The sequence below is a fragment of the Chachezhania antarctica genome (assembly GCF_003646465.1).
Classification (GTDB): Bacteria; Pseudomonadota; Alphaproteobacteria; order Rhodobacterales; family Rhodobacteraceae; genus Chachezhania; species Chachezhania antarctica.
In genome coordinates, this window is sequence record NZ_QZEX01000005.1 from 1 (window position 1) to 22,525 (window position 22,525).

A 22,525-nucleotide genomic window follows, 5' to 3' on the forward strand; every position below is an offset into this window, starting at 1 on the left:
GTCCGTGGGGGGTCCGGCATCCGCGGGCGATGGCCTTCGTCCCGCGCCACCTCGCGCATCCGTTCGCCCAAGCGGCCCTGGTAAGCCGGGCCCATGACGGGCCGGATCGGCGGGCTGAAGTATTTCACGGCATCTCCCCCATCACGAACACCGGCGTGCGCAGGCCCAGGGCCCACCGCAGGACGGCCCAGACCTCGGCACTGGAATCCCAGCCCGGCACGGGCGCGATCGCCACCGCGCCGGCCCCGCGCAGGAACGGCGCCGACCAGCAGGCCCAGAATTCGCGGTCCAGCGGATCGAGGCGGAATTCGTCCAGGTCGGCCTGCACCATCCCCGCCATCAGCGCGGCAACCGGCAGCGCCGTGACCCCGGCCAGCACCAGCTCCCGCGCGCAGGCCATCGCGGCGTCGCCACAGGCGATCGATGCGTCCAGGTCGAAAGGCATGCCGTTGGCATCGCCTGCGATGTCGTCGACATAGGGCGTGGCCAGGTACACGATCCGCCCGGCTGCGTGCCGGGCGATCAGGGCCGGCGTGGCGTTGTGGGTCAGGAGGCCCGCGGCGGCGCAGTGGCTCAGCGCCGGGTGCGTCCAGTCAGGGATGGCGGGCAGGTCAGCCATTGGCCCGCGCCTCGCGCCGATCAATCGTTTTGGTCAAAAACGTTTGGGCCGGGGTCAAAAGGCTCGCCAGCCATTGAAAAGTTATTCCCGACCCGGCGAGGATGCCGATGGCGAGGGACACCGCCCCCCGCGCAATACGAAGGGCGGCAATCATGCGGTCTCCTCCCCCATGTGCTTGGTCAGCGCGTCGCCGTGGCGCAAGACGGCCATCATGACGAATTCGCCACCGGGCTTGTTGGCCCCGTTCCACCAGTTGAGAGCCGTCTGGTACCGCACACCGAACGCGACCGAGACTTCCTCCGGATTGCGGTAGTTCTCGTGAAGGAATTCTGACCAGCGCGCCGCAAAGAACGTACGAAATCCGCGTGGTTCAAAAGGTTTGGATAAAGACATTTGAGCTGGTGCCCCCCTATGTTCGCCTTGTGACGGGCGAACAGGAACACTGGTTGAAAGGGCGGATGCGGAGGCCATCAGAGGGTGGTCTCCGTTTCTGTTTGGGCGGNCGGAGGCCATCAGAGGGTGGTCTCCGTTTCTGTTTGGGCGGCTTGATCATGGGCCGAGATAATGGCCTCGGCCGTGATACCGGTCCTGTTTCGGCTCGCTACTCGAAACACCCCCGCGAGGTGCCTCGAAGGTATCGACCCGTTTCTCGACCATCGGTAGACGGCGATTGGTTCAACGCCGCACGCTGCCGCGATCTCCTCACGCGTGCCAACTTGATCCAGCAAGATTTTGATCTTTGATGTCATGCCTCCGCAAAATGACTATCACAGTCACTATGTCAAGAGGCTGAAACAGTGATTGCCCGCACGCCAGCCGCCGAACATGGTTTCGGCATGTCAATCAAGCCAGACTCACTGCTTCCGCCAGACGTCTGGCAGGCCATGAAAAACGAAGCCGTCGGTCATCGCCTTCGCCTTCTGCGCCGGGCGCTTGGCATGTCCCCGTCAGAAATGGCGGACAGTCTCGGAATCGAACGCACCTACTGGTCACGGTACGAAAAGGGTCGCCAAGGCCTATCGGATGCCGTTGCGGCCTTGCTCACAATCCGATTTGGCGTGACCCTGGACTTCATCATGCTCGGAAAGTGGGACAAGCTTCCGCTCGACCTCGCAGAAAAGATGCGCGCGCTCCCGCCTGAATAAGTCATCCAGGCACTCGCCCGAACAGGCCGCTCGCATTGCAAGCACATAGAGTTTGCTCTGCCGCATCGCACTCCCTCCCACCAAGAACTTTAAGAACACAACAAGAACAATAAACACTTTCCGGGAGGCATCGCGCAACCACTGGGTTTCAAAAAAGACTATTTTGGTCATTCGTCGATTGACAAATGACCTTTTCAGTCATAGCCAAGCCACTCATTAGCCGCTGACCAACCTATCAGGTCCCGGCCCGATGGAGGAAACAAATGCACGCGCAAGCCGACAACATCGCCCCCGAACTTGTCACCCTCTGCGACGAGCTGGACCGCCTGCCGCAGGCCGACATGGCCGACCGTCTGTGCACGGCCATCATGGAAAACGACGGCTTGATGGCCCTTCCGTCGCTCAATAGGCGCCGCGGGCAGGCAGGCTACGAATTCCAGGTCTTCGGCATCCGCGCCATCGGCCACACACAGCGCGCCGCCGCGGAACTGTGGCGCTGCACCGCCCGCACCTCGATCGGCGGCTACGATGCCCCCGCCGTCGGCGACATGGTTGTGCTGCAGGCGCAACTGCGCTGGCTGCAATCCGCGATGATCATCCGCATGTCGCCCGACACGCGCCACCGCTGGGCCACGCTGGTCATGGCCATTTCCACCGACCACGGCCTGCTGACCCGCGCCGATGCGGTGCTACGTGCCAGTGTGCCGATGGCGGCGGAATAGGAGCGCAGCCCCATGGATCATCGAAACGCAACCACGTTCACCCTGGCGATCACCGCATCGGCCCCGCGGGCACCAGCGCAACGACGGGCCCAGAAACGGAAGCCGTCCGCCCATTGGCTCAGCTGGGCACTGCCCGCCGCACTGGTGTTCTGGGTTCTTTTCCTCGCCGTGATCGCAGCGGCTTGCGCAGGGGCGCTGTGATGGCCGTATACGTCGATGACATGCGCGCCCCGTTTGGCCGCACGGTCATGTGCCACATGGTTGCCGACACCACGGTCGAGCTGCGCGGCCTGCCCCGTTTGATCGAGGCCGCGCGTCTGCGCAGCCGGTCCTTCCCCGGAATGATGAACGCCGCCGCCGATCAATGGGGCGGATAAGCGATGCAGGAGGTAGCAGCGTGATGGCCCAACCCGCCCGCCCACTTACACCCAACATGCTGGCAGACCGCTGGATGTGCTCGGCCGAGACTGTGCGGCAGCTCGTAAAGCGTGGCGACTTGCGCGGATTCCGCGTCGGACGCATGATCCGGATACCAATCGACGCCGTGGAGGAATACGAATGCCTGACATCAGTATCGGACGCCTCCGGGGCGGTTTCTGCGTCTACTGGGACGATGGCGGGAAGCGACGGCGCCATAAGCTTGCGGCACGCACCAGAGCGGAAGCTGAAGCCGAAGCGGTAGAGGTATTCCGGCGCGAGACCTTCGCAACCCGCTCCCAAGATCCGACGGTTGCCGAGATCTGGGAAGTGAAACGGGAAGACTTGGGCGCCAAGCCGACCGCGACGACAATGGCTTGGACCGGCAAAGCTGTGTTGTCCCATTTCGGACCCTATCGACCGGACGACATCGACAAGCGCTTGTGTGTCGAGTACGAGCGTCGGCGCCTCGAAGCAGGTATATCCACCGGTTCGATCTGGACCGAGCTCGGCCATCTTCAATCGGCCCTGAACTTCGCGCGCGACACGCGCATGATTGATCGCGCGCCGAAGATCTGGCGCCCCACCAAACCGCAGACGGACAAGCGGATCCTGAACCATGGTGAGGCCAGGTCGCTGATCGAGGCCGCGCACGATCCGCACATCCGTCTTGCGCTGATCCTTTTGCTTGGGACAGCCGCACGCGTGGGCGCCGTGCTGGATCTGACCTGGGACCGGGTGGATTTTGACCGCGGCACGATCAACCTGCGCCTCTCGGACAGCGTGACCCGCAAAGGACGCGCCATCGTGCCCATGAACGCATCGACGCGCGCCGCGCTGGACGTCGCCTATAGGGCCGCGCTGAGCGACTATGTGATCGAGTATGCCGGCAGACAGGTAAAGAGCATCCGGAAGGGTGTTCAGAACGCGGTGGCCCGTGCCGAACTTGGGCACGTTCGCATCCATGACCTTCGCCACACCGCGGCGGTGACCATGCTTTCAAACGGCGTTCCGCTGGAGAAAGTCGCCCAGGTTCTAGGCCACTCGAATACCGGCGTGACCTTCTCGACCTACGGGCGATTCCTTCCCGAACATATGCAAGACGCCGTCGATGTACTGGATTTCGCGAGCCTGAAATGGGGCACCTAGGTTCAAGGAACCATGGAGCACTTCGCAGATTTCAGCTAAGCCATTGAAAGTATGGTGGGTGATAAGAGATTTGAACTCCTGACATCTTCGATGTGAACGAAGCGCTCTACCACTGAGCTAATCACCCGTGAGGCGGGTATTTAGCGAGCCTGCCCGGGGTCTGCAAGGGGGTTCAGGCCAAAAACAAGGGCCCCGGACCCATGTCCGAAGCCCTTTTGGATCATCCCGGTTTGGACGGATCAGGTGGCGTCGGTGCCGCCCGCGTCGTCGGCCGGTGTTTCGGCCGCCTTGTTCTGGCGGACCTTGCAGATGATGATCCGGTTGCCGTCCTTTTCCTGCGCGCGATTGATGCGCAGCTTGCCCAGCGGCGGCAGGTTGAAGGCGCGGCCTTCGGCCAGAGAGCTGCCAAGCGTCGCCAGCATCGCTTCGACCACGGGCTTGGCGAACTTCTTCTTCACGCCCGAGCTTTCGACGACAAGGTCGATCAACTCGCGGCGTCTCAGTTCCGGCGTGCCGTCGACGACGGGCGCGCTGGCCGCGACGACATCGCCGCCGGTTTCGGCAGCAACGGTGCGGGCTGCGAGTTTGGATTTAACGGTACTCATCTACGATCCCCAAAAGGTTGTACGTTTCGCGAACGGTACACCCATTTGGAACACGAAACCACGGAAAACGGACGGTTTCCGAAAAGCGCCCGCGGATATCCGCCCAAAATCATGCGTTTTGTGACAGATCGCACATCCAAGTGGTCATTTATGTGTCTTCGGGAGCAAACGGGGGGCGCGGACCCCGCCGACCAAGGGCCAAAACGAAATCACCGGCCGGGCGCTGGGGCCCGGCCGGTGATCGATGTTTCCAGTGCCGGGCACCGTTCAGTGCGCGGTGGTCGCCTGCGAACCGTTGCCGCTGGCCATGGCGGCACGGGCGGCGGCGGCCTCGGCATCGGCGGCCTCGTCCCAGTCCACCGGCTCCGGCTTGCGGGAAAGAGCGTGTTCCAGCACCTCGGACACGTGCGAGACGGGGATAATCTCCAGCCCCTCCTTCACGTTGTCGGGGATGTCGGGCAGGTCCTTGGCGTTTTCCTGCGGGATCAGCACCGTGGTGATGCCGCCACGCAGCGCCGCCAGCAGCTTCTCCTTCAGACCGCCGATGGCCAGCGCGTTGCCGCGGAGAGTCACCTCCCCCGTCATCGCGATGTCCTTGCGGACCGGGATCTGGGTTAGCACCGACACGATCGACGTCACCATGGCCAGACCGGCAGACGGCCCGTCCTTGGGGGTGGCGCCCTCGGGCACGTGGACGTGGATGTCCCAGGCTTCGAACTGCGGCGGCTTGATGCCAAGCCGTGGACCCACCGACCGGACGTAGGAACTGGCGGCGTCGATGCTTTCCTTCATCACGTCGCCCAGCTTGCCGGTCGTCTTCATCCGGCCCTTGCCCGGCAGGCGCAGCGCCTCGATCGACAGAAGCTCACCGCCGACCGAGGTATAGGCCAGCCCGGTGACGACACCGATCTGATCCTCCTTCTCGGCCAGGCCATAGCGGAACTTCGGCACGCCAAGGAAATCGTCGAGGTTGTCGGGCGTGACTTCCACGTTTTCGACTTCCTTCCGGACGATCTTGGTCACGGCTTTCCGCGCCAGCTTGCCGATCTCGCGTTCCAGGTTCCGCACGCCCGCTTCGCGGGTATAGGTGCGGATCATCTGGGTCAGCGCCTCGTCGGTCAGCTCGAACTCCTTCTTCTTGAGCCCGTGGTTCTTGACCTGCTTGGCCACCAGGTGCTGCTTGGCGATCTCGGCCTTCTCGTCCTCGGTGTAGCCGGCCAGCGGGATGATCTCCATCCGGTCCAGAAGCGGCCCCGGCATGTTGTAGGTGTTCGCCGTGGTCAGGAACATCACGTTCGAAAGGTCATACTCGACCTCAAGATAGTGGTCCGAGAACGTGGCGTTCTGTTCCGGGTCGAGCACCTCCAGCATCGCCGACGCCGGGTCGCCCCGGAAGTCCTGGCCCATCTTGTCGATCTCGTCGAGAAGGATCAGCGGGTTGGTCGTCTTGGCCTTCTTCATGGCCTGGATGATCTTGCCCGGCATGGAACCGATATAGGTCCGACGGTGGCCGCGGATCTCGGATTCATCGCGCACGCCGCCAAGCGAGATGCGGATGAATTCCCGCCCCGTGGCCTTCGCGACCGATTTGCCAAGCGACGTCTTGCCCACGCCCGGAGGGCCGACAAGGCACAGGATCGGGCCTTTCAGCTTCTTCGAACGCTGCTGCACCGCCAGGTATTCGACGATCCGTTCCTTGACCTTTTCAAGCCCGTAATGGTCCGTATCCAGGATATCCTGCGCACGGTTCAGGTCTTTCTTGACGCGGCTCTTCGTGCCCCACGGGATCGACAGCATCCAGTCGAGATAATTGCGCACGACGGTGGCTTCCGCCGACATCGGGCTCATCGTCTTCAGCTTCTTGATCTCGGCATCCGCCTTTTCGCGTGCCTCCTTCGAGAACTTGGTCGCGGCGATCTTTTCTTCCAGCTCGGCCACTTCGCCGGCGCCGTCCTCGCCATCGCCCAGCTCCTTCTGAATGGCCTTCATCTGCTCATTCAGATAGTACTCGCGCTGGGTCTTCTCCATCTGGCTTTTCACGCGGGTCTTGATCTTCTTCTCGACCTGCAGGACCGACAATTCGCCCTGCATCAGGCCATAGACCTTCTCAAGCCGTTCGCTGACGGACAGCGTCTCCAGAAGCTCCTGCTTCTGGTTCACCTCGATGCCAAGGTGACCTGCGACGAGGTCGGCGAGCTTCGCCGGTTCGGTCGTCTGATCGACGGCCGAAAGCGCTTCCTCGGGGATGTTCTTGCGGACTTTCGCGTAGCGTTCGAATTCCTGCGCGACGGTGCGCAGCAGCGCCTCGGCGACCGAGATGTCGCCGGCCTCTTCCGCCAGCGGAATGGCGCGCGCTTCGAAATAGGACGGGTTGTCCACGAATTCGGTGATCTGCACCCGCTCCTGCCCTTCGACAAGCACCTTCACGGTGCCGTCGGGCAGTTTCAGCAGTTGCAGCACATTGGCCATGACGCCGGTCTTGTAGATCCCGTCGGTTTCAGGATCGTCTTCCGCCGGGTCGATCTGGCTCGACAGCAGAATCTGCTTGTCGTCTGCCATTACCTCTTCCAGTGCCCGCACCGATTTCTCGCGGCCGACAAAGAGCGGCACGATCATGTGCGGGAAGACCACGATGTCCCGCAACGGCAGGACAGGGACCGGCGAGAGGGTGTACTGTGGCTCTTGCATTTGCATTCCTTATCATTGGCAAGACGGCCCGGGCCCCGCTTCGCGGCAGCATGTAGGGCTGTCTCCGGCTCGAATGAAATAGGTGGGGTACGGGTGCCCCACTGTCAACCGGTTGGTAACCTGTCACGACGGGCCATCCGTTCCCGGCCGTCGCCATTCAATCTGCCGTTTTCGGGGCCCTGTGGCCCGTGGCTTGCGCCATGGGTCCCGTTTTCGAAGGCGGGACCCGCGCTTGCAGGTGCAGGGCGCCCAGTCCCGACGGGGCCAAGCCGTCTCCCGAGGCTTGGTATTGGCAAAGACGAGTGGGCCCGGCGCCGCATTTTGCAACGTGGTGAAAGAATATTAGGCATGACGCACCCTATCAATATCGATCACTCAGCATGGTGAACCAGCCCGCAGCGCCCCAGGGTCGCAGTGGGGAGGGTGCTCCAGAAGGGCGCACCGTTCCCCCTCGCATCATCCGATCTTCCCGGGGTTTCAAGCGTCCGGCGGTCGTCGCGTCACCCGAGCGAAAAGGACACCGTCTCGGCAAAAGAAAAACGGGCCGGCCCCTCAAGGCCGGCCCGATACCTCTCAGCCGTGGTCACGGTCGGTCGGATCAATCCATTTCGAGGATGCTCATGATCGACCGGTTGCCTTCCACGAGTTGCACGTCGCGGTCGGAGTATTCCGGCATCGATTCAAGCTCTGCCTCGGAATGGGTGGGCAGCAGGATATCGTCACGGACCAGTTCCATCCTCTCGAGCGGAATGGCGACCGAATGCTCGCCCAGCCCAAGGAACCCGCCGACGCTGACGATGGCCACGACCTGGTCACCGCGTTTGCCGACACCGTCGATTTCACCGATGTCTTCGCCAGTTTCGCTCAGCACGTCACGGCCCAGGAATTCGTCGACCTGCATGTTGGCCCACGGTGCGGTCCGCATCTGCTCGCGGTATCCCTCACGGTCCTCATCATTGGCCATGCGGCCGGATTCGTCGACGTCGAACAGGATGACGGCTGTATCCGGCGACGTGTCGCTGGACTCGGTGTCGTCGGCACGATCCGTGTCCATCGCGGCTTGATCGTCATCGTTCTCGCCGGTCTGAACGTTCACATCCGCCTCGCCCTGCTGGACGTCGATGTTTGCCTCTTCAGCCTCTTCCACGTTGACCTGCGGGTCCTCGGTGTCGACGTTGACGTTCGCCTCGCCCTCGGCCTGCTCGATCTCGACATTCGGTTCGGCCTGCTCGACATCGACCTGCGCGGCCTCGCGTTCATCGATGCTCACGGTCGGCTCGGCCTGACGTACATTGACCTGCGGTTCGGATTCTTCGATCTGGATGCGGGGCTCGGGGCGGATGAACTCCACCTTGGGCTCGGGCATCTGCACGGCGATATCGGGGTCAGCCTGGTCGACGTCAACGTCGGGGCGCGGCACGATAACGGTGATGATCGGTTCGGGAATCCGCACGGTCACGACCGGCTGGGCCTGCTCGATCGTGACGATCGGGGCCTGCTGCTCCACGTTCACGGTCGGCTTGGGCACCCGGACGGTGATCTCGGGCTGCGGCTGTTCGACGGTAACCTGTGGCTGCGACTGATCGACGTCGACATTCGGCTCGGCAATCGTGACCGACACCTTCGGCTGGCCTTGCTCGACCTTCACCTGTCCGTCCATCGCGGTGGTGGCGGCGCCCGTATCTGTATCGGTCGACTGGGCAAGGGCCGGTGCGGCAAATACGATCGAGGCGGCGGTCAGGATGGTCGTCGCCTTGTGAAATTGCTTGAGAGATTTCCAATTCGTCACTGATATTCTCCACTTGGGGGAGCCGGCGTAAACACGCGGCCCGTTTGCGGTAAATGACCCCGGCGTCCCCGGGGGGGCTGTATCAGTGAAACAATCTGTGACCGGTGACCGTTCCGGTTTTCCGGTTTAACATTTCTCTCCAAATTGTTTGGGAACCCCAGCGCAGTGCGACCGGTTAACGTTCAATCTGCGTGCCGCCCGACCGGTTGGTCTTCGTCAAAGTGGCGCGATATCGCCCTCGGCACGCGCGGCGTGGAACCCGGCCTCGAAATCCGCAAAGCGGGCCTCGGCAATAGCCGTTCGCATCTCTGCCATGATCTGCTGAAAGTAATGCAGATTGTGCCATGTCAGCAGCATCGACGACAGGATCTCGCCCGACCGGAACAGGTGGTGCAGGTAGGCCCGCGAATAGCTGCGGCAGGCCGGGCATGTGCACGCCTCGTCCAGGGGCCGCGGATCGTCCTGGTGACGGGCGTTCTTGATGTTGACCTGACCGCGGCGCGTCCACGCCTGCCCCGTCCGGCCCGAGCGCGACGGCAGCACGCAATCCATCATGTCGATCCCGCGCTGCACGGCGCCGACGATATCGTCGGGCTTGCCCACGCCCATCAGGTAGCGCGGCTTGTCATGGGGCAGCATGGCGGGCGCATAATCCAGCACGCCGAACATCGCCTCCTGCCCCTCGCCCACGGCCAGCCCGCCCACGGCATAGCCATCGAACCCGATGGATGTCAGCGCGTCGGCGCTCTCCTCGCGCAGCTCCCGCGTGACACCGCCCTGCTGAATGCCGAAGAGCGCATGGCCCGGCCGGTCCCCGAACGCCTCGCGCGACCGCTCGGCCCACCGCATCGACAGGCGCATGCTCTCTGCGACCCGGTCATCGGTCGCGGGCAGCGCGGGGCATTCATCGAAACACATCACGATGTCCGATCCCAGCAGCCGCTGGATCTCCATCGACCGTTCGGGCGTCAGCGTGTGCTTCGAGCCGTCGATATGGGACCGGAAGGTCACCCCCTCCTCGGTCAGCTTGCGCAGCTCGGCCAGGCTCATCACCTGGAACCCGCCCGAATCCGTGAGGATCGGCTTGTCCCAGTTCATGAACTTGTGCAGCCCCCCCAGCCGGTCGACCCGCTCGGCCCCCGGGCGCAGCATCAGGTGATAGGTGTTGCCCAGCAGGATATCGGCCCCGGTTTCGGCCACGCTTTCCGGGCGCATCGCCTTGACCGTGGCCGCGGTGCCCACGGGCATGAAGGCCGGCGTCCGGATCTGACCCCGCGGGGTCGAGATCGTGCCGGTCCGCGCCGCCCCGTCTGTGGCGTGCAGGGAGAATGAGAATCGTTGCGTCATGGCCGCAAGGCTTACCCCGTTGGCGCCCGAAGGCAAAGCGCACGGCAAGGTTTACCGCGCCGGTCCCTGCATCAGAGGCCGCAAAGGGGGGCTCTGCCCCCGCCCGGGCCTGCGGCCCGGACTCCCCCGGAGTATTTCCAGAAAGAAGAGAACAAGAAGACGCGCCCCTGTTTCTCCTTTTTCCAAATACTCCCGCCGGAGGCATCCGACAGAGGCGGCAAGAGCCGTCTTTCGAAAGACTGGCGCCACGACTCTAACGGCAGGCAGCCCGGGAAACGGCCGGCGCGCCCGAAGATGTCTTCGGGCGCGCAGACGAAGGTGCGGGATCCGCAATCGGTCAGATCGGGTCGGCCTCGGAGGCCATCTCCAGCGCTTCCTCGCGTTCCGGGTCGGTCACCTCGCGTTCGGGGATGACCAGCGACAGGATGATCGCCGAGAGCCCCGCCAGCGTGATCGGTGCGGCCACCACCTGCTTGATGAAGGTCGGCAGATGCTGCGTGGCGTCGGGCACCAGCACCACGCCCAGCGACAGGCCGAAGCTGACCGCCATGATGTAGACACGCCGCTGGTCGATGGGCTCGGTCGCGAGGATGCGGATGCCGGCCACAGCGATCGTGCCGAAGAGAACGAGCGTCGCCCCGCCCAGAACCGGCTTGGGGATGATCAGGAAGGCCGAGCCAACCACCGGGAACAGCCCCATGATTACCAGGAACACGCCGATCCACATGCCGACATGCCGGCTGGCCACGCCCGTCATCTGGATCACGCCGTTGTTCTGGCTGAAGGTCGTGTTGGGAAAGGTCGAAAAGATCGCCGCGATCCCCGAATTCACCCCGTCGCCCAGCACGCCCCCGCGAATGCGGCTCATGTAAAGCGGACCTTCGACAGGCTCCCCCGAAATCACCGAGTTCGCGGTCAGGTCGCCCGATGTCTCGATCGCCGTCACGAGATACAGAAACGCGATCGGGATGAAGAGCCCGATGTCGAAGTTGAACCCGTACTTGAACGGCATCGGCACCTCGAACAGCGGCGCGCTGGCCAGCGGGGCCAGGTTCACCATGCCCAGCACGCTCGCAAGCGCCGTGCCCGCCACCAGCCCGATCATGATCGCTGCGATTCTGAGCATCGGCTTGCCGATGAACGTCAGCACCAGGATAACCACGACGACAAGGGTGCCGAGCAACAGGTTGATCGGCTCACCCAGCGCCTCGCCCGCCCGCGCGCCGCCGGCGAAATCGGTGAAGCCGACCTTCAGAAGGCTCAGACCGATCACCGTGATCACGATGCCCGTCACCGTCGGCGTGATGATCTTCTTCAGGTAGGGCAGGAGTTGCGACAGGATCATCTCGACGAAACAGCCCGCGAAACACAGACCGAAGATCATCGCTAGGATCTCTTCCGGCGTGCCGCCGCTGTTCTTGACCGAAAACCCGGCCGCAAGGATCGCGCCCAGGAAGGCAAAGCTGGTGCCTTGCAGGCTGAGAAGCCCCGAGCCCACCGGCCCGATGCGGCGACACTGGATGAAGGTGCCCACGCCCGACACGAAGAACGCCATGGCGATCAGGTAGGGCACGTGTTCGCCCAGCCCCAGCACGCCGCCGATGATCAGCGTCGGCGTGGCGATCCCCACGACGGCGGCCATGATATGCTGTACCGCCGCCAGCGCCGCCTGGGGCGGGGCCGGTATGTCGTCGAGCCTGTAGACGAGATGATGATGCGAGTCCGCGTCGGCCATGGGGATCCCCTTCGATGAACAGAACAGAACTGGTTACTGCCTGCGATCTTCACGCCTGTTCCGGAATCGCTTCAACAAGGCCGAAACCGGATGGCGCCTCAGCGCGCGCTTCATGTCATTTTCAAGACAATCCCCTGCGACCTGCCCAATTTTCGTGCATCCCGGATATCGCGCCCGAGCGATTGAGCACCGCACGCCCCGATCATCGGGGGGAGAACAATCGAAGGTTGATTGACACATTTCGCCCCCAACAACCGTGGCGCAGATGGCCGCTCATTGGCGCGGGAATCCGGGGGGCGGCGCTCAAGGAAAGGCCCTTCGGGGCGCGCCGCCGCCATCCCCTCCCACGACGGCCCCCCATGACACCCGGCGCGGTTCCCCCTGAGCGCAACCTCTGTCATACCTGAAGGCGAACAGACGCGACGGAGATATCATGACCGAACCCCTCACCTTCGGATGGGAAGAGTGGGTTGCCCTGCCCGACCTCGGCCTGCCTGCGCTCAAGGCGAAAGTGGATACCGGGGCCAAGACCTCGGCGCTGCATGCGTCCGAGATCGAAACCTTCGGCCCCGCCGCCCGCCCCCGCGTGCGCTTTTCCGTGCACCCGATCCCGGGACGGACGGACCTGACGATCCCCTGCTCGGCCGATCTGGTCGACCGCCGCGAAGTCACGTCGTCGAACGGCGAGACCGAGCTGCGCTATGTCATCGGCACGCGGATCCAGGTCGCCGGCCAAAGCTGGCCGATCGAGGTGACGCTGACCAACCGCGGCTCCATGGCCTCGCGCATGTTGCTGGGCCGGCAGGCGCTGTCGGAACATATCTCGATCTCGCCCACCGAACGGCACCTGCAGCCGGATCTGTCCTTCGACGTCTACCACTCCTCGCAGGTCCGCAAGGCCGCGCCCAAACGTGCGCTCAGGATCGCCGTGCTCAGCCGCGAGAACAACTATTCCACCCGCCGTCTTGTCGATATCGGCGAAAGCCGCGGTCATACGGTCGAGGTGATCGACACCACCCGCTGCTACATGGCCATCAACGCGCTGGCGCCCGAAGTGCATTACGACGGCAAGCGCCTGCCCCGCTACGATGCCGTGATCCCGCGGATCGGCGCGTCGATCACGCCCTATGGCACCGCCGTCATCCGCCAGTTCGAAACCATCGGCACGTTCTGCGTGAACGGGTCCGACGGGATCACCGCCAGCCGCGACAAGCTGCATGCCCACCAGGTGCTGGCCTCGCGCCAGATCGGGATGCCCGCGACGGCCTTCGCGGCCTCGCCCAAGGACACGACCAACCTGATCGGCCTTGTCGGTCAGGCGCCGCTGATCGTGAAGCTGCTGGAAAGCACCCAGGGCAAGGGCGTCGTGCTGGCGGAAACCAAGAAGGCGGCCGAAAGCGTGATCTCGGCCTTCCGGGGGCTGCGCGCCAACTTCCTTGTGCAGCAGTTCGTGAAGGAAGCCGCGGGCGAGGATATCCGCTGCCTTGTCATAGGCTCCCGCGTGGTGGCCGCGATGAAGCGCACGGGGGCGGAGGGCGATTTCCGGTCGAACCTGCACCAGGGCGGATCGGCCTCGGCGGTGCGCATCACCAAGCCGGAGCGCGACACGGCCCTGAAAGCCGCCCGCGCCTTCGGGCTGAACATGGCAGGCGTGGACCTGCTGCGGTCCGAGGACGGGCCCAAGGTGCTGGAGGTCAATTCCTCCCCCGGGTTCGAAGGGATCGAGAAGGCCACGGGCAAGGATATCGTCGGCAAGCTGTACGACGAGATCGAGTTGCGGGTGCGGCCGCAACCGGTTAGGCGGCGGAAGGTGGTTGGGTAAGAGCATTAACACCAGACAGGTACAATGCAACTGAGAGCTTGTCTGCCATGTGCACAAAACAGCCTTCGCGCACTTCGCCTGTGTCGGTATGATCTAGAAAAAATTTGTCAACGCCCCAAGCGCTAAACGACAAATTTCACCCAACATGCAAGCGCGAGGCTAGGAGGAGTCATCCAAATAGAGAAGCGCAGACGGCTATATTTTCTTGCGCAGACTTTAGCGACATCATAACAGTGCGCCAATCTCTCCCTCGAGATATCAGAATCGGATAGTTTGAGTAATTCCATGGTATAATGATCGCCATCTTCGAAACTGGCAACCGCATCAAAGAAAATAAATCCTTGAGGATTAGAGGATCGCAATCTAGGAGCGACGACCGAAAATGCGGAGCCCGCCCCAAGAAAAAGAAAAATAAATGTCAAGATGGTAGCAGAAAAATCCACGCAAATCACAGCATTCGCCACCATTTTACGGACAGATGCATCAGACACCAGCCCACCAATTACCAAAAAATAGAGCGAACAAAAAAACGTCGCCTTCGCGTCCGCCAGCGATATGTAATGACGAATGTACACCTCCTCGAAGCTCGAAAAGTTTTCAAGCCACTCAGGCAATTCGCTTATCACTTCACCAGAAACTTTACCTTCGCTTTCAGTCAAGATTGATTACCTCCAGAAACACCGAATGACCAACTAACTTATCCGGAATACTTTGTAGGAACCAAGTGAAGTCGGCCGACCGCTTTCCGGGACCTCAAAGGCTCTCTCCAGCCAGCCCACGTGAACCAATTTATATAGATCGAAGCCGATCCTCATTTCATTTGGGGGGCAGCTTTGTTCAATCTTTACGGCACGGTTAAGTGCATCACCATACACGTCAATGCTAGAGTATCCTGTGATCGGCACCGTCACTCGCCTCACAACCGCGAATCCGTAATCTGCACCCACTCTAACATCAAGTTTAGGGAGAGATCTTTTCTCAAGTGCAGGATTAATACTTTCTCTCAACAATTGGATGCAACTAACACCCAAATCCACAAGGGAATCGCAGAGATTGGTAAAAGACGGATGATCGATGTAGGCGATGAACCCATCTCCAGTTGTCTTCAAGATAGCTCCATTGAAATGACCCACCAGCGAACCCATTTCGCGAATCAACATCTCATAACTCCGATCGAAAGCCTGAGAGTCAGAAGACCTCAATGCAGTAGACCCGCATATATCCAGAGAGATAAAACCGAAATCTTTACCCTCCTCATCAGCCGAGAGGTCACTTTGAGGTTTCGCGCTTTCTGATGGCGGCCGATATTCACCCACCTCCAGCTCCTCATCTAAAGAACTGCTGCGTGCCTCAACGTATTCTGTTGCGGACTTCACGCTTGGACCCATTGCGTACATGGGAACTCCGGGTCCAAATCCTGAAAGCAGTTCATCCAAGTACACTTTGACCTTTAGGAACTTATCGACGTAATAAGTACCCCCTTGATCTTCTCCCTTGTCATACCTTCTCGGATCAGGTTCCAAACACACAATCGCCTTTCCTGTGTCCGGATCATAGCTTTCTACTCGTTGAATGAAATCCGCCCTTCGCTTCTCCTTCAATCTTACCTCCTGTGGTCCCCACGAATTTCACGATACTGCTTTCGGTCCACTATCCTAATACCGGCAAGGACATGAATGTCTATATTGATAATGCTGGCGGAGCGTGACGCAAAGTCTTTTTCAAAGCGACTTACCGGGCACCCTCAGTTGAAAAACTGGCTTTCGCACCACACAGGCGTAGTGAAGAGCGCGATGTGCGCCATGTTAACGCCGATTTTAGGCTGCGAGCGGGTTTGTTTCCAACAATAACACATAGCTTCACCACGGTTTCCGTGGCGCGACCCCTTCAGCCCAGAAGCAAAGTACAGTTGAACACGAACATCAGCTCCAGCAGGTAGAGCGACACCAGCGCCATGACGAGGTGCCGGTTCAGGTGAGGTCCATCATGAGCATGCCGGCAAGGGACGCTTGTGGCACGGGCTGGACGTTCCCCCCCACAATTCCTATATATTCACTCAGATACCGCGCGAGGAATTGATGACCGACGCCCCCCAGCCTCTTGAAGGCACGCCGCTGATCGCACCGTCCAGCACCGACCATCCGCTCTATGACGCGGTGGCCGACGCGTGCCGCTCTGTCTACGATCCCGAGATCCCGGTGAACATCTTCGAACTGGGTCTCATCTACACGATCGACATCAGCGACGAGAACGACGTGAATATCAAGATGACCCTGACCGCTCCGGGCTGCCCCGTGGCCGGCGACATGCCCGGCTGGGTCGCCGAGGCGATCGAGCCGCTGCCCGGCGTGCGCAAGGTCGATGTCGATCTCACCTGGGAACCGCCCTGGGGGATGGAGATGATGTCGGACGAGGCGCGGCTGGAGCTGGGCTTCCTGTAAGCCCCGACGGTGCGTGGGGACCACGCACCCTACGCTGCCAGTTGGCGTAGCGATCCGTGCTCCGCCCCATTCGACATCCCGTGGGGTGCGTGGTCCCCACGCACCGGAATGCGTCTACCCCAGGATATCCTTCGCCACCGTCCGCTGCCCATTTGCGCGGCGCGATGCCTCGCGTTCATAGACCAGAGCGTCGGCCATATTCATGCCATAGCCCTCGTCGATCTGGTGCTTCAGCCCGGCGATGGTGTCCGGGTCGAACGCCGCGATGGATTGCGCCAGCGCCGTGACCTCGGCCACCAGCGCGTCGTCCTCGACCACGCGGTTGATGAAGCCCAGCCTGTCGGCCTCCTCCGCCGTGACCCGACGCGCGGTCAGCGAGATCTCCTTCGCGCGGTGCGGGCCGATCAGCCGCGGCAGGCGTTGCGACAGGCCCCAGCCCGGCAGCAGACCCACCTTGCCGTGCGTGTCGCAAAACCACGCTGACCGCGCGGCCAAGGCCATGTCGCAGTTCAGCACGAGTTCAAACCCGCCGGTCACCGCAAGGCCGTTCACCGCGGCGATGGTGGGCTTCGCCAGCCGGGCCAGCGCGGCGGCCGTGTCGATATCGGCATCCGACACGCTGACGCTTTCGGTCGAGACTGACAGTTCCTTCAGATCGACCCCGGCGCAGAAGGCGCGGCCCCGCCCCATGATCGCCACGACGCGCACGGCGTCATCCGCGCCCATCGCATCCAGCGCCGTGACCATCTGTGTCCGCAACGCCCGCGACAGCGCGTTCAGCGCATCGGGCCGGTTCAGGATCACCCAGCCGATATGGTCCTCGACCCGCGTCTCGATCAGTGTGTCGCTCATCCGTCGTCTCCCCGTCCGCGCAGGGCCATCCGGCCCTGCCTCCCGCTGGCAAGTCATGCATGTTTGCCCGCGCCCTGCCAGCCCGGCTCCGCCTGACGCTGCGGCGCGGCCTAGGCGTGCGCCAACCGCAAGGGCGACAGGTCGTCGGGGGAAAGACCTTGGGCCGCGATGTCTTCGGGTGTCGGCGCGCCGGTGGCCAGCGCTGCGGCAAAGCGGGACAAGGCAGGCGCCGTCTGGATGCCATAGCCGCCCTGCCCGGCAAGCCACAGGAATCCGTCCGCCTTGCCCGACAGGCCCACCACGGGCGTCCCGTCGGCCACGAAGCTGCGCAGCCCCGCCCAGCGGCTTTCGATCCGGCGCACGGACAGGTCGAAGGCGCGTTCGATATGGTCGATGCAGATGGCGATATCCAGCTCCTCGGGCTGGACGTCCTGCGGCTCCACCGGATCCGCGTTGGCGGGAGAGATCAGCAGGCGGCCGGCATCGGGCTTGAGGTAGAAATCCTCGACCGCGTCCACGACCATGGGCCAGGCGTCGATCTCCATGCCCTCCGGCGCGGCGATGGTCAGGGCGGTGCGGCGCTTGGGTTGCAGGCCGATCCGTTCCGCGCCCGCCAGCGCGCCGATATGGTCGGCCCAGGCACCGGCGGCATTGATCACGACGGGCGCGCGGAAACGGCCCTTCGGCGTCTCGACCGTCCAGACACCGTCCTGACGGGTCATCGCGGTGACAGGCGCTTTGGTTTCGACCGTACCTCCGCGCGCACGGAAAGCCCGCAGGAACCCCTGCAGCAGCGCGTCGACGTCGATATCGGCCCCCACCCGGTCGAGCATCGCCGCCGCGGCATAGCCTTCGCGCAACAGAGGCATCTCGGCTCGCGCCTCTGCCGCGTTCAGCCGTTCGACCGGGCCATGCGCCGCGGCCTCGGTGATCTGCGCCTCCAGCGCGTCGAGCTGATCGGACCGCGCAATCACCATCATGTTGCGTGGGGTGACCAGCGGCACGTCGGCAAAACCTGCGGGCGGATCGCGGAAGAACGGGCCCGACGCGCGGGTCAGCGCGCGGATCGCCGGGGGCCCGTAATTCGGTTCGTAAAGTGCGGCCGACCGGCCCGTGGAGTGATACCCGGGCTGCGCTTCCATCTCGAGCATCCGGACCGTACCCATGCGCGACAGTTCGGCCGCCACGGATGCGCCCGCCATGCCTGCGCCGATCACGATGAAATCATGCATGTTGTGCCCCCGTTGTGCTTCGGCCCGTTCTGGCAGGTTCCGGGAGCGGGCAAAAGGGCACGACTGGCTGCACCGAAAGATGCAGCCGGAACAGCCTCTTCAAAGCCTGAAAGGGATCAGTCCAGCCCGAACGCGGTCGGATTGACCGATTTGCCGTTCGCCACGCGCACCGCTTTCTGACGCGCGCCGGTGGCCGTGTCGCGCAGGAACAGCGTCGCGCCTTGGCGTTCGACGGCGTAGGTCGTGCTGCCTACCTTGACCGTATCGACACCTACCGCCGGTGCAGGGATCATCGTGGGTCCGCCGGTCGTATCCATCCGGTAGACAACGCCCTTGAATTCGTTCGACGGATTTTCGGGAAGAATGAAGGGCTTGACGGTCGGCATCACCGAAAGCACTTCTCCGTCGCTGTCGCGCAGGTAGTTGCCCGCAAGGGCCGGGCTCGCTGCCAGGGTCGTCAGGGCCAGGCCCGCCGCCACTTTCAACTTGATCATGCGCGTCACTCCACCCTCGTGAAAACTCAAAACCGGGCCAGCGTTACTGCAACGGAACCCGTCAATCGCGGCCCGTCGCCCGTGTTGCCGGTCAGATCGCGCAGGCCAAGCCTGACGGAAACCGGCGATTCGGGAAGGGCCATGGCGAAGCCTACCGTCAGATTTCGCCCGTTCCAATCTGCAATGAGGTTCAGCCGTTCCGTCATCTCCCACGCCAGGGCGCCAAAAAGTATAGTGCCCTCCCGGCCCTTGCCTTCGGCCGTGTCGCGCTCGGTCTTGTCCGCGAACCGGCCGGATCCTGCGCCCAATGTCAGGACGCCGTCGAACGGCATCGTGCCCCGGTCGAACGCCCAGGACCCCACGGCATAGTAGCTTTGCTGCCCGTCGGTTTCCTGCACGAACAGGTTCTCGCCGCCAACCGCCACCGACAGCCCGTCCCACAGGTAGCGGCTGATCTCGACCGAGGCCGATATCCTGTCGGTATTGCCGGGTTCGGACAGGTCGTTGAGCGAGACGCCCAGCGAAACACCCACGGTTTCGAACGCGTTGCCAAAACCCACGCCCAGCCCGAAACCGCCATCGGCCTCGTCGGTATAGGGCACGCGGCTGACACCGCCGAAGCCTGCGCCGATGCTGACCTTGCCGTCCTGATTGGAAAACAGTGCCGGGCCATAGCCCGATGGCACCGTCAGCACATGGGCGGCCGCGTTGGGCAACGCCACCTTGTTGGCACGGTAAAGGTCACGCACGGCGCGCGGATCTTCCAGATCCAGCGCCGACACCTGGCGGCGCAAGGCACGTTCCGAGGTAACAGACGGCCCGAAGGAAAACCGCTGCCGGTCGGGGTCGAAGCGTAGCGTGCCGGCCTCCAGCATCCGTTCGGCATCGCCTACGGGCAGCAGGAAGCCCGCGATCTCGATCGTCTGGTAAGTGCCGCCTGCGCCAAGATCGGGCGCCTGCGCGCGTGCTGATGAGGCTGCGAGACAGGCCGCCAGCGCCGCCCCCGCGATGCGCGTTCCGGCCAGTCGCGCGGATTTCCGGTTCGCCCGGGTTTCGAGATGTTCAACCACTGACACGCACTGTCCTGCCCTACGCAATCCGGCCAACCCCTGGCAGGGATTGGCCGACCGAGAACAGGCGCGCAAGGGTCTTGGCGCGGCGGATGCCGGAAAGACTTACTTCGCGGCCTTTTCCAGCGCGCCGAAGACGGTGCCTTCGGGATCGGCGATGCAGGCATCGACGACCTCGTCGGTCAGCGCGGCCATCGCCGCGGCCTCGGCCTTCCGTTTGCCGTTCAGTCCGTTCAGGAAGCCGTGGGCATAGACCATCGTGTATTCACGTTCGGTCCCGCCCATGTGCAGCAGATCGCGGCAGGTGATGTCGTCGATATCGACGGTCACCGTGTCCTGTGCGGTGGCGGCGGTGGCGGCAAGGGCAACGCCTGCGGCGAGGATCAGAGCTTTGTTCATCGTATCATTCCACTTGTTAACGTCAGAAAAGAGATGGGTATGACTTAATCGGTCATGCAGGTGCCGTAGACCGCATTTCCGACGGCACGCCCTCGCAGGCCGCCGCGGGTGCCGCCGGCCACGGCGCCGAATCGTGCGCCGCGTCCCCGGCTTCCCGGTGTATGGGCGATCGCACCCACCACGTCGCCCCGGACCGCCCCACGGGCAGCGCCCCTCAAAGCACCGCCAGCCGTCGCCTCGCGGGCATAAGAACTGCAATCGGCGGCGTTCTGGGCATCTGCCGGGCCTGCCGCCAAACCGGACAGGCCAAGAAGGGCGACCGCACAGGCCGCCCGGATTGTAACATGCATGGATGTGCTCCCCACCATACGTACTCGACAACAAGAACCGGGCGGACTGGCCGCCCCAGACTCTGACGTAGCCAGCCGCGGCAGGATCCGTCAACTGACGGATTGCCGTCATTTCGCGCATCTCTTGATCAACCCGTGGAATACCAGCCCGAAAAATGGGCATGCACGATCCGCCAGAGCGGGGCGCCCGCGCTGACAACTGGCTCTGCCGCTGCGCCGCGTCCTAGATTTCTCTCGAGTAGAAGCCGAACGGCTCCGGCCGGATCATTGCTCATCCATTCCAACGGACCGCACGCGGTGTGCGGATCTGGGTCTGTTTGTGGTGAGGCGACGCGTGCTCGAAATCTTTCCGGATACGGGGTCTGAACCGGGCGACCAGCGTGTCGCCGCTCGCGCCTGTGCCCGGCCCACCGACCGGAGACACGCCATCAGGCCGCCTTTGCATAGCCCGTCCGTTGTTCCCGGAGTAGAAGCAGTCAGCGTCCGCGTGGGCGCAGGTCATTGCTCCCCTCTCCCGAAAGGAGACCTGTCATGACCGACACGACAAAGCTGGCCGAGTTGGAGAAGGAATCCCGCATCGGCGACTACGGGACCGAGACCCATCGCGACATCCCGCTGATTGACCTGTCCGATTTCTTTGCCCGCAAGGCAGAGATCACGGACGCGTTGTGGCAAGCGGCAACCGATATCGGGTTCTTCCAGCTGACCGGCCACGGCATCCCGCAGGCCCTGATCGACGAGGCCTTCGCCATCTCTGCCGCCTTCTTCGACCTGCCGGCCGAGACGAAGGAGGCGTTGCCCCTGAAGCCCGGGACCAACGCGGGCTGGGAGTACCTGGCGCAGGTCCGCCCCTCCACCGGAACGCCGGACCACAAGGAAAGCTTCCAGATCACCCTGCCGCGGATGGCGGACCTGTGGCCGTCGGAAGACGACCTTGCCGGGTTCCGCGCCACGATGCTGGCGTTCGAGCGGATGAACTGGGCCGTGGCAATGAAGGTCCTGTCGTGCTTCGCCGACAAGCTGGGCTTCGCGCCGGACCTGTTCGTCAAAGGCCACGATCCGCAATCGCCGGACTACCAGTCCACCCTGCGCCTGATCCACTACCTGGGGATGGAAGAGGCCAAGGCGGAGGATTTCAGGTTATGGCGTGCCGGGGCGCATACCGATTTCGACTGCCTGACGCTGCTGCATCAGAAGGACGGCCAGGGCGGTCTGCAACTGTGCCCCGGCAAGGACAGCAAGGGCCGCGCGCTGGCGTGGACGGACGTGCCACCCACCGGTGGCGTGATCACCTGCAATATCGGCGACATGCTGATGCGGTGGTCGGACGACAAGCTGCTGTCGAACCTGCACCGGGTTCGGATGCCCAAGCCCGACGAATACCTGGGCCCACGCTATTCAATTGCCTTCTTCGCACAGGCCAACAGAGACACGCTCCTTGAAGGGCCGGACGGCAAGTACGACCCCATGACGGGCCACGACTACATCCAGATGCGCCTTGGCGCGAATTACGGAACGAAAGGATGAAAGCGGCCCCACAAGAAATCCGGCAGGTGCGCGATACGCTCGCGTGCCAACCCCACCCTCTTCAAATCTTCCTCGACACTGACGAGAGGGTCCAACAGCGCTCCCCGCGCCGGACGGGAGGC

The 22,525-nt window shown here is 63.1% G+C and carries 26 protein-coding genes and 1 tRNA gene; 9 read left to right on the top strand and 18 right to left on the bottom strand.

Annotation, left to right across the window (positions count from 1 at the left end):
- Window positions 1-124: 124 nt before the first annotated feature.
- The 4 genes from D4754_RS10900 to D4754_RS24645 all read right to left on the bottom strand — a co-directional run bounded on the left by D4754_RS10900 (window position 125) and on the right by D4754_RS24645 (window position 1,368).
- Entirely contained in the window at window positions 125-619 is a 495-nt protein-coding gene (locus tag D4754_RS10900; protein ID WP_121063441.1) for a DUF1937 family protein, read from the bottom strand.
- Window positions 612-773, bottom strand: a complete 162-nt coding sequence (locus tag D4754_RS23945) for a hypothetical protein (RefSeq protein ID WP_163025875.1) — start codon at window positions 771-773, stop codon at window positions 612-614. The genes D4754_RS10900 and D4754_RS23945 overlap by 8 nt, the downstream gene beginning before the upstream one ends.
- Window positions 770-1,012, bottom strand: a complete 243-nt coding sequence (locus tag D4754_RS10905) for a hypothetical protein (RefSeq protein ID WP_121063443.1) — start codon at window positions 1,010-1,012, stop codon at window positions 770-772. The genes D4754_RS23945 and D4754_RS10905 overlap by 4 nt, the downstream gene beginning before the upstream one ends.
- A gap of 119 nt (window positions 1,013-1,131) precedes the next feature.
- Window positions 1,132-1,368, bottom strand: a complete 237-nt coding sequence (locus D4754_RS24645) for a carph-isopro domain-containing protein (protein WP_420837208.1) — start codon at window positions 1,366-1,368, stop codon at window positions 1,132-1,134.
- A 48-nt stretch (window positions 1,369-1,416) separates the two neighbouring features.
- Between D4754_RS24645 and D4754_RS10910 the strand changes: the two genes are divergently transcribed.
- The 6 genes from D4754_RS10910 to D4754_RS10930 all read left to right on the top strand — a co-directional run bounded on the left by D4754_RS10910 (window position 1,417) and on the right by D4754_RS10930 (window position 4,052).
- On the top strand, window positions 1,417-1,764 hold the full coding sequence (locus D4754_RS10910; RefSeq protein ID WP_121063445.1) for a helix-turn-helix domain-containing protein: 348 nt from the start codon (window positions 1,417-1,419) through the stop codon (window positions 1,762-1,764).
- 263 nt (window positions 1,765-2,027) lie between these two features.
- Complete coding sequence (locus D4754_RS10915) at window positions 2,028-2,486, top strand: hypothetical protein (protein ID WP_121063447.1); 459 nt, start codon at window positions 2,028-2,030, stop codon at window positions 2,484-2,486.
- Between the two features lie 12 nt (window positions 2,487-2,498).
- Window positions 2,499-2,687, top strand: coding sequence for a hypothetical protein (locus D4754_RS23950; RefSeq protein ID WP_163025876.1), 189 nt, complete (start codon window positions 2,499-2,501; stop codon window positions 2,685-2,687).
- Entirely contained in the window at window positions 2,687-2,863 is a 177-nt protein-coding gene (locus tag D4754_RS10920; protein ID WP_121063449.1) for a DUF4031 domain-containing protein, read from the top strand. Before D4754_RS23950 ends, D4754_RS10920 begins: the two co-directional genes overlap by 1 nt.
- Window positions 2,864-2,919: 56 nt before the next feature.
- Window positions 2,920-3,168 carry a helix-turn-helix domain-containing protein gene (locus D4754_RS24650; protein ID WP_420837210.1) on the top strand — a complete coding sequence of 83 codons (249 nt, stop codon included), beginning with the start codon at window positions 2,920-2,922 and terminating at the stop codon, window positions 3,166-3,168.
- Between the two features lie 107 nt (window positions 3,169-3,275).
- Window positions 3,276-4,052, top strand: coding sequence for a tyrosine-type recombinase/integrase (locus D4754_RS10930; RefSeq protein ID WP_420837209.1), 777 nt, complete (start codon window positions 3,276-3,278; stop codon window positions 4,050-4,052).
- Between the two features lie 52 nt (window positions 4,053-4,104).
- Here the strand turns inward: D4754_RS10930 and D4754_RS10935 are convergent.
- The 6 genes from D4754_RS10935 to D4754_RS10960 form a co-directional block, all read right to left on the bottom strand.
- A tRNA-Val gene (locus tag D4754_RS10935) sits at window positions 4,105-4,179 on the bottom strand.
- 112 nt (window positions 4,180-4,291) lie between these two features.
- Window positions 4,292-4,657 (bottom strand): HU family DNA-binding protein, encoded by a 366-nt coding sequence (locus D4754_RS10940; protein WP_121063455.1) that lies wholly within the window; start codon window positions 4,655-4,657, stop codon window positions 4,292-4,294.
- Between the two features lie 267 nt (window positions 4,658-4,924).
- Window positions 4,925-7,345: an endopeptidase La gene (gene lon, locus D4754_RS10945; RefSeq protein WP_121063457.1), complete on the bottom strand. Its 2,421-nt coding sequence runs from the start codon at window positions 7,343-7,345 to the stop codon at window positions 4,925-4,927.
- A 598-nt stretch (window positions 7,346-7,943) separates the two neighbouring features.
- On the bottom strand, window positions 7,944-9,134 hold the full coding sequence (locus D4754_RS10950; RefSeq protein WP_240453846.1) for a PRC-barrel domain-containing protein: 1,191 nt from the start codon (window positions 9,132-9,134) through the stop codon (window positions 7,944-7,946).
- Window positions 9,135-9,350: 216 nt separating this feature from the next.
- Window positions 9,351-10,481, bottom strand: coding sequence for a tRNA guanosine(34) transglycosylase Tgt (tgt, locus tag D4754_RS10955; RefSeq protein ID WP_121063459.1), 1,131 nt, complete (start codon window positions 10,479-10,481; stop codon window positions 9,351-9,353).
- Between the two features lie 337 nt (window positions 10,482-10,818).
- Window positions 10,819-12,216 carry a nucleobase:cation symporter-2 family protein gene (locus D4754_RS10960; protein ID WP_121063461.1) on the bottom strand — a complete coding sequence of 466 codons (1,398 nt, stop codon included), beginning with the start codon at window positions 12,214-12,216 and terminating at the stop codon, window positions 10,819-10,821.
- Window positions 12,217-12,649: 433 nt separating this feature from the next.
- Here D4754_RS10960 and rimK point away from each other — a divergent pair, with 433 nt between their 5' ends.
- A complete protein-coding gene (gene rimK, locus D4754_RS10965) occupies window positions 12,650-14,038 on the top strand; it encodes a 30S ribosomal protein S6--L-glutamate ligase (protein ID WP_121063462.1) in 1,389 nt (462 codons plus the stop codon).
- 122 nt (window positions 14,039-14,160) lie between these two features.
- Here the strand turns inward: rimK and D4754_RS23955 are convergent, their stop codons facing one another.
- Window positions 14,161-14,697, bottom strand: a complete 537-nt coding sequence (locus tag D4754_RS23955) for a Pycsar system effector family protein (protein WP_163025878.1) — start codon at window positions 14,695-14,697, stop codon at window positions 14,161-14,163.
- A gap of 33 nt (window positions 14,698-14,730) precedes the next feature.
- Window positions 14,731-15,639, bottom strand: a complete 909-nt coding sequence (locus D4754_RS10970; protein ID WP_163025879.1) for an adenylate/guanylate cyclase domain-containing protein — start codon at window positions 15,637-15,639, stop codon at window positions 14,731-14,733.
- A gap of 477 nt (window positions 15,640-16,116) precedes the next feature.
- Here D4754_RS10970 and D4754_RS10975 point away from each other — a divergent pair, with 477 nt between their 5' ends.
- Entirely contained in the window at window positions 16,117-16,479 is a 363-nt protein-coding gene (locus tag D4754_RS10975; protein ID WP_121063466.1) for an SUF system Fe-S cluster assembly protein, read from the top strand.
- Window positions 16,480-16,593: 114 nt separating this feature from the next.
- On the opposite strand, the gene D4754_RS10980 is transcribed toward D4754_RS10975, so the two are convergent.
- The 6 genes from D4754_RS10980 to D4754_RS11005 form a co-directional block, all read right to left on the bottom strand.
- Window positions 16,594-17,331, bottom strand: a complete 738-nt coding sequence (locus D4754_RS10980; RefSeq protein WP_163025880.1) for an enoyl-CoA hydratase/isomerase family protein — start codon at window positions 17,329-17,331, stop codon at window positions 16,594-16,596.
- A 110-nt stretch (window positions 17,332-17,441) separates the two neighbouring features.
- Complete coding sequence (locus D4754_RS10985; RefSeq protein ID WP_121063470.1) at window positions 17,442-18,563, bottom strand: NAD(P)/FAD-dependent oxidoreductase; 1,122 nt, start codon at window positions 18,561-18,563, stop codon at window positions 17,442-17,444.
- A gap of 116 nt (window positions 18,564-18,679) precedes the next feature.
- Entirely contained in the window at window positions 18,680-19,057 is a 378-nt protein-coding gene (locus D4754_RS10990) for a hypothetical protein (RefSeq protein WP_121063473.1), read from the bottom strand.
- A 26-nt stretch (window positions 19,058-19,083) separates the two neighbouring features.
- The gene (locus tag D4754_RS10995) at window positions 19,084-20,127 is read right to left on the bottom strand and encodes a hypothetical protein (RefSeq protein WP_121063475.1); all 1,044 of its coding nucleotides are present in this window, start codon (window positions 20,125-20,127) and stop codon (window positions 19,084-19,086) included.
- A gap of 105 nt (window positions 20,128-20,232) precedes the next feature.
- Complete coding sequence (locus D4754_RS11000) at window positions 20,233-20,526, bottom strand: HdeA/HdeB family chaperone (protein WP_121063477.1); 294 nt, start codon at window positions 20,524-20,526, stop codon at window positions 20,233-20,235.
- A 44-nt stretch (window positions 20,527-20,570) separates the two neighbouring features.
- Window positions 20,571-20,876, bottom strand: coding sequence for a hypothetical protein (locus D4754_RS11005; RefSeq protein WP_121063479.1), 306 nt, complete (start codon window positions 20,874-20,876; stop codon window positions 20,571-20,573).
- A 531-nt stretch (window positions 20,877-21,407) separates the two neighbouring features.
- Here D4754_RS11005 and D4754_RS11010 point away from each other — a divergent pair.
- Window positions 21,408-22,403, top strand: coding sequence for an isopenicillin N synthase family dioxygenase (locus tag D4754_RS11010; protein WP_121063481.1), 996 nt, complete (start codon window positions 21,408-21,410; stop codon window positions 22,401-22,403).
- Window positions 22,404-22,525 lie beyond the last annotated feature (122 nt).

Bases quoted from the DNA above. Each gene is read 5' to 3' on its own strand.
- D4754_RS10900 (WP_121063441.1), bottom strand. From the start codon at position 619: ATGGCTGACCTGCCCGCCATCCCTGACTGGACGCACCCGGCGCTGAGC.
- D4754_RS23945 (WP_163025875.1), bottom strand. From the start codon at position 773: ATGATTGCCGCCCTTCGTATTGCGCGGGGGGCGGTGTCCCTCGCCATC.
- D4754_RS10905 (WP_121063443.1), bottom strand. From the start codon at position 1,012: ATGTCTTTATCCAAACCTTTTGAACCACGCGGATTTCGTACGTTCTTT.
- D4754_RS24645 (WP_420837208.1), bottom strand. From the start codon at position 1,368: ATGACATCAAAGATCAAAATCTTGCTGGATCAAGTTGGCACGCGTGAG.
- D4754_RS10915 (WP_121063447.1), top strand. From the start codon at position 2,028: ATGCACGCGCAAGCCGACAACATCGCCCCCGAACTTGTCACCCTCTGC.
- D4754_RS23950 (WP_163025876.1), top strand. From the start codon at position 2,499: ATGGATCATCGAAACGCAACCACGTTCACCCTGGCGATCACCGCATCG.
- D4754_RS10920 (WP_121063449.1), top strand. From the start codon at position 2,687: ATGGCCGTATACGTCGATGACATGCGCGCCCCGTTTGGCCGCACGGTC.
- D4754_RS24650 (WP_420837210.1), top strand. From the start codon at position 2,920: ATGCTGGCAGACCGCTGGATGTGCTCGGCCGAGACTGTGCGGCAGCTC.
- D4754_RS10930 (WP_420837209.1), top strand. From the start codon at position 3,276: ATGGCTTGGACCGGCAAAGCTGTGTTGTCCCATTTCGGACCCTATCGA.
- D4754_RS10940 (WP_121063455.1), bottom strand. From the start codon at position 4,657: ATGAGTACCGTTAAATCCAAACTCGCAGCCCGCACCGTTGCTGCCGAA.
- lon (WP_121063457.1), bottom strand. From the start codon at position 7,345: ATGCAAGAGCCACAGTACACCCTCTCGCCGGTCCCTGTCCTGCCGTTG.
- tgt (WP_121063459.1), bottom strand. From the start codon at position 10,481: ATGACGCAACGATTCTCATTCTCCCTGCACGCCACAGACGGGGCGGCG.
- D4754_RS10960 (WP_121063461.1), bottom strand. From the start codon at position 12,216: ATGGCCGACGCGGACTCGCATCATCATCTCGTCTACAGGCTCGACGAC.
- rimK (WP_121063462.1), top strand. From the start codon at position 12,650: ATGACCGAACCCCTCACCTTCGGATGGGAAGAGTGGGTTGCCCTGCCC.
- D4754_RS10975 (WP_121063466.1), top strand. From the start codon at position 16,117: ATGACCGACGCCCCCCAGCCTCTTGAAGGCACGCCGCTGATCGCACCG.
- D4754_RS10980 (WP_163025880.1), bottom strand. From the start codon at position 17,331: ATGAGCGACACACTGATCGAGACGCGGGTCGAGGACCATATCGGCTGG.
- D4754_RS10985 (WP_121063470.1), bottom strand. From the start codon at position 18,563: ATGCATGATTTCATCGTGATCGGCGCAGGCATGGCGGGCGCATCCGTG.
- D4754_RS10990 (WP_121063473.1), bottom strand. From the start codon at position 19,057: ATGATCAAGTTGAAAGTGGCGGCGGGCCTGGCCCTGACGACCCTGGCA.
- D4754_RS11000 (WP_121063477.1), bottom strand. From the start codon at position 20,526: ATGAACAAAGCTCTGATCCTCGCCGCAGGCGTTGCCCTTGCCGCCACC.
- D4754_RS11005 (WP_121063479.1), bottom strand. From the start codon at position 20,876: ATGCATGTTACAATCCGGGCGGCCTGTGCGGTCGCCCTTCTTGGCCTG.
- D4754_RS11010 (WP_121063481.1), top strand. From the start codon at position 21,408: ATGACCGACACGACAAAGCTGGCCGAGTTGGAGAAGGAATCCCGCATC.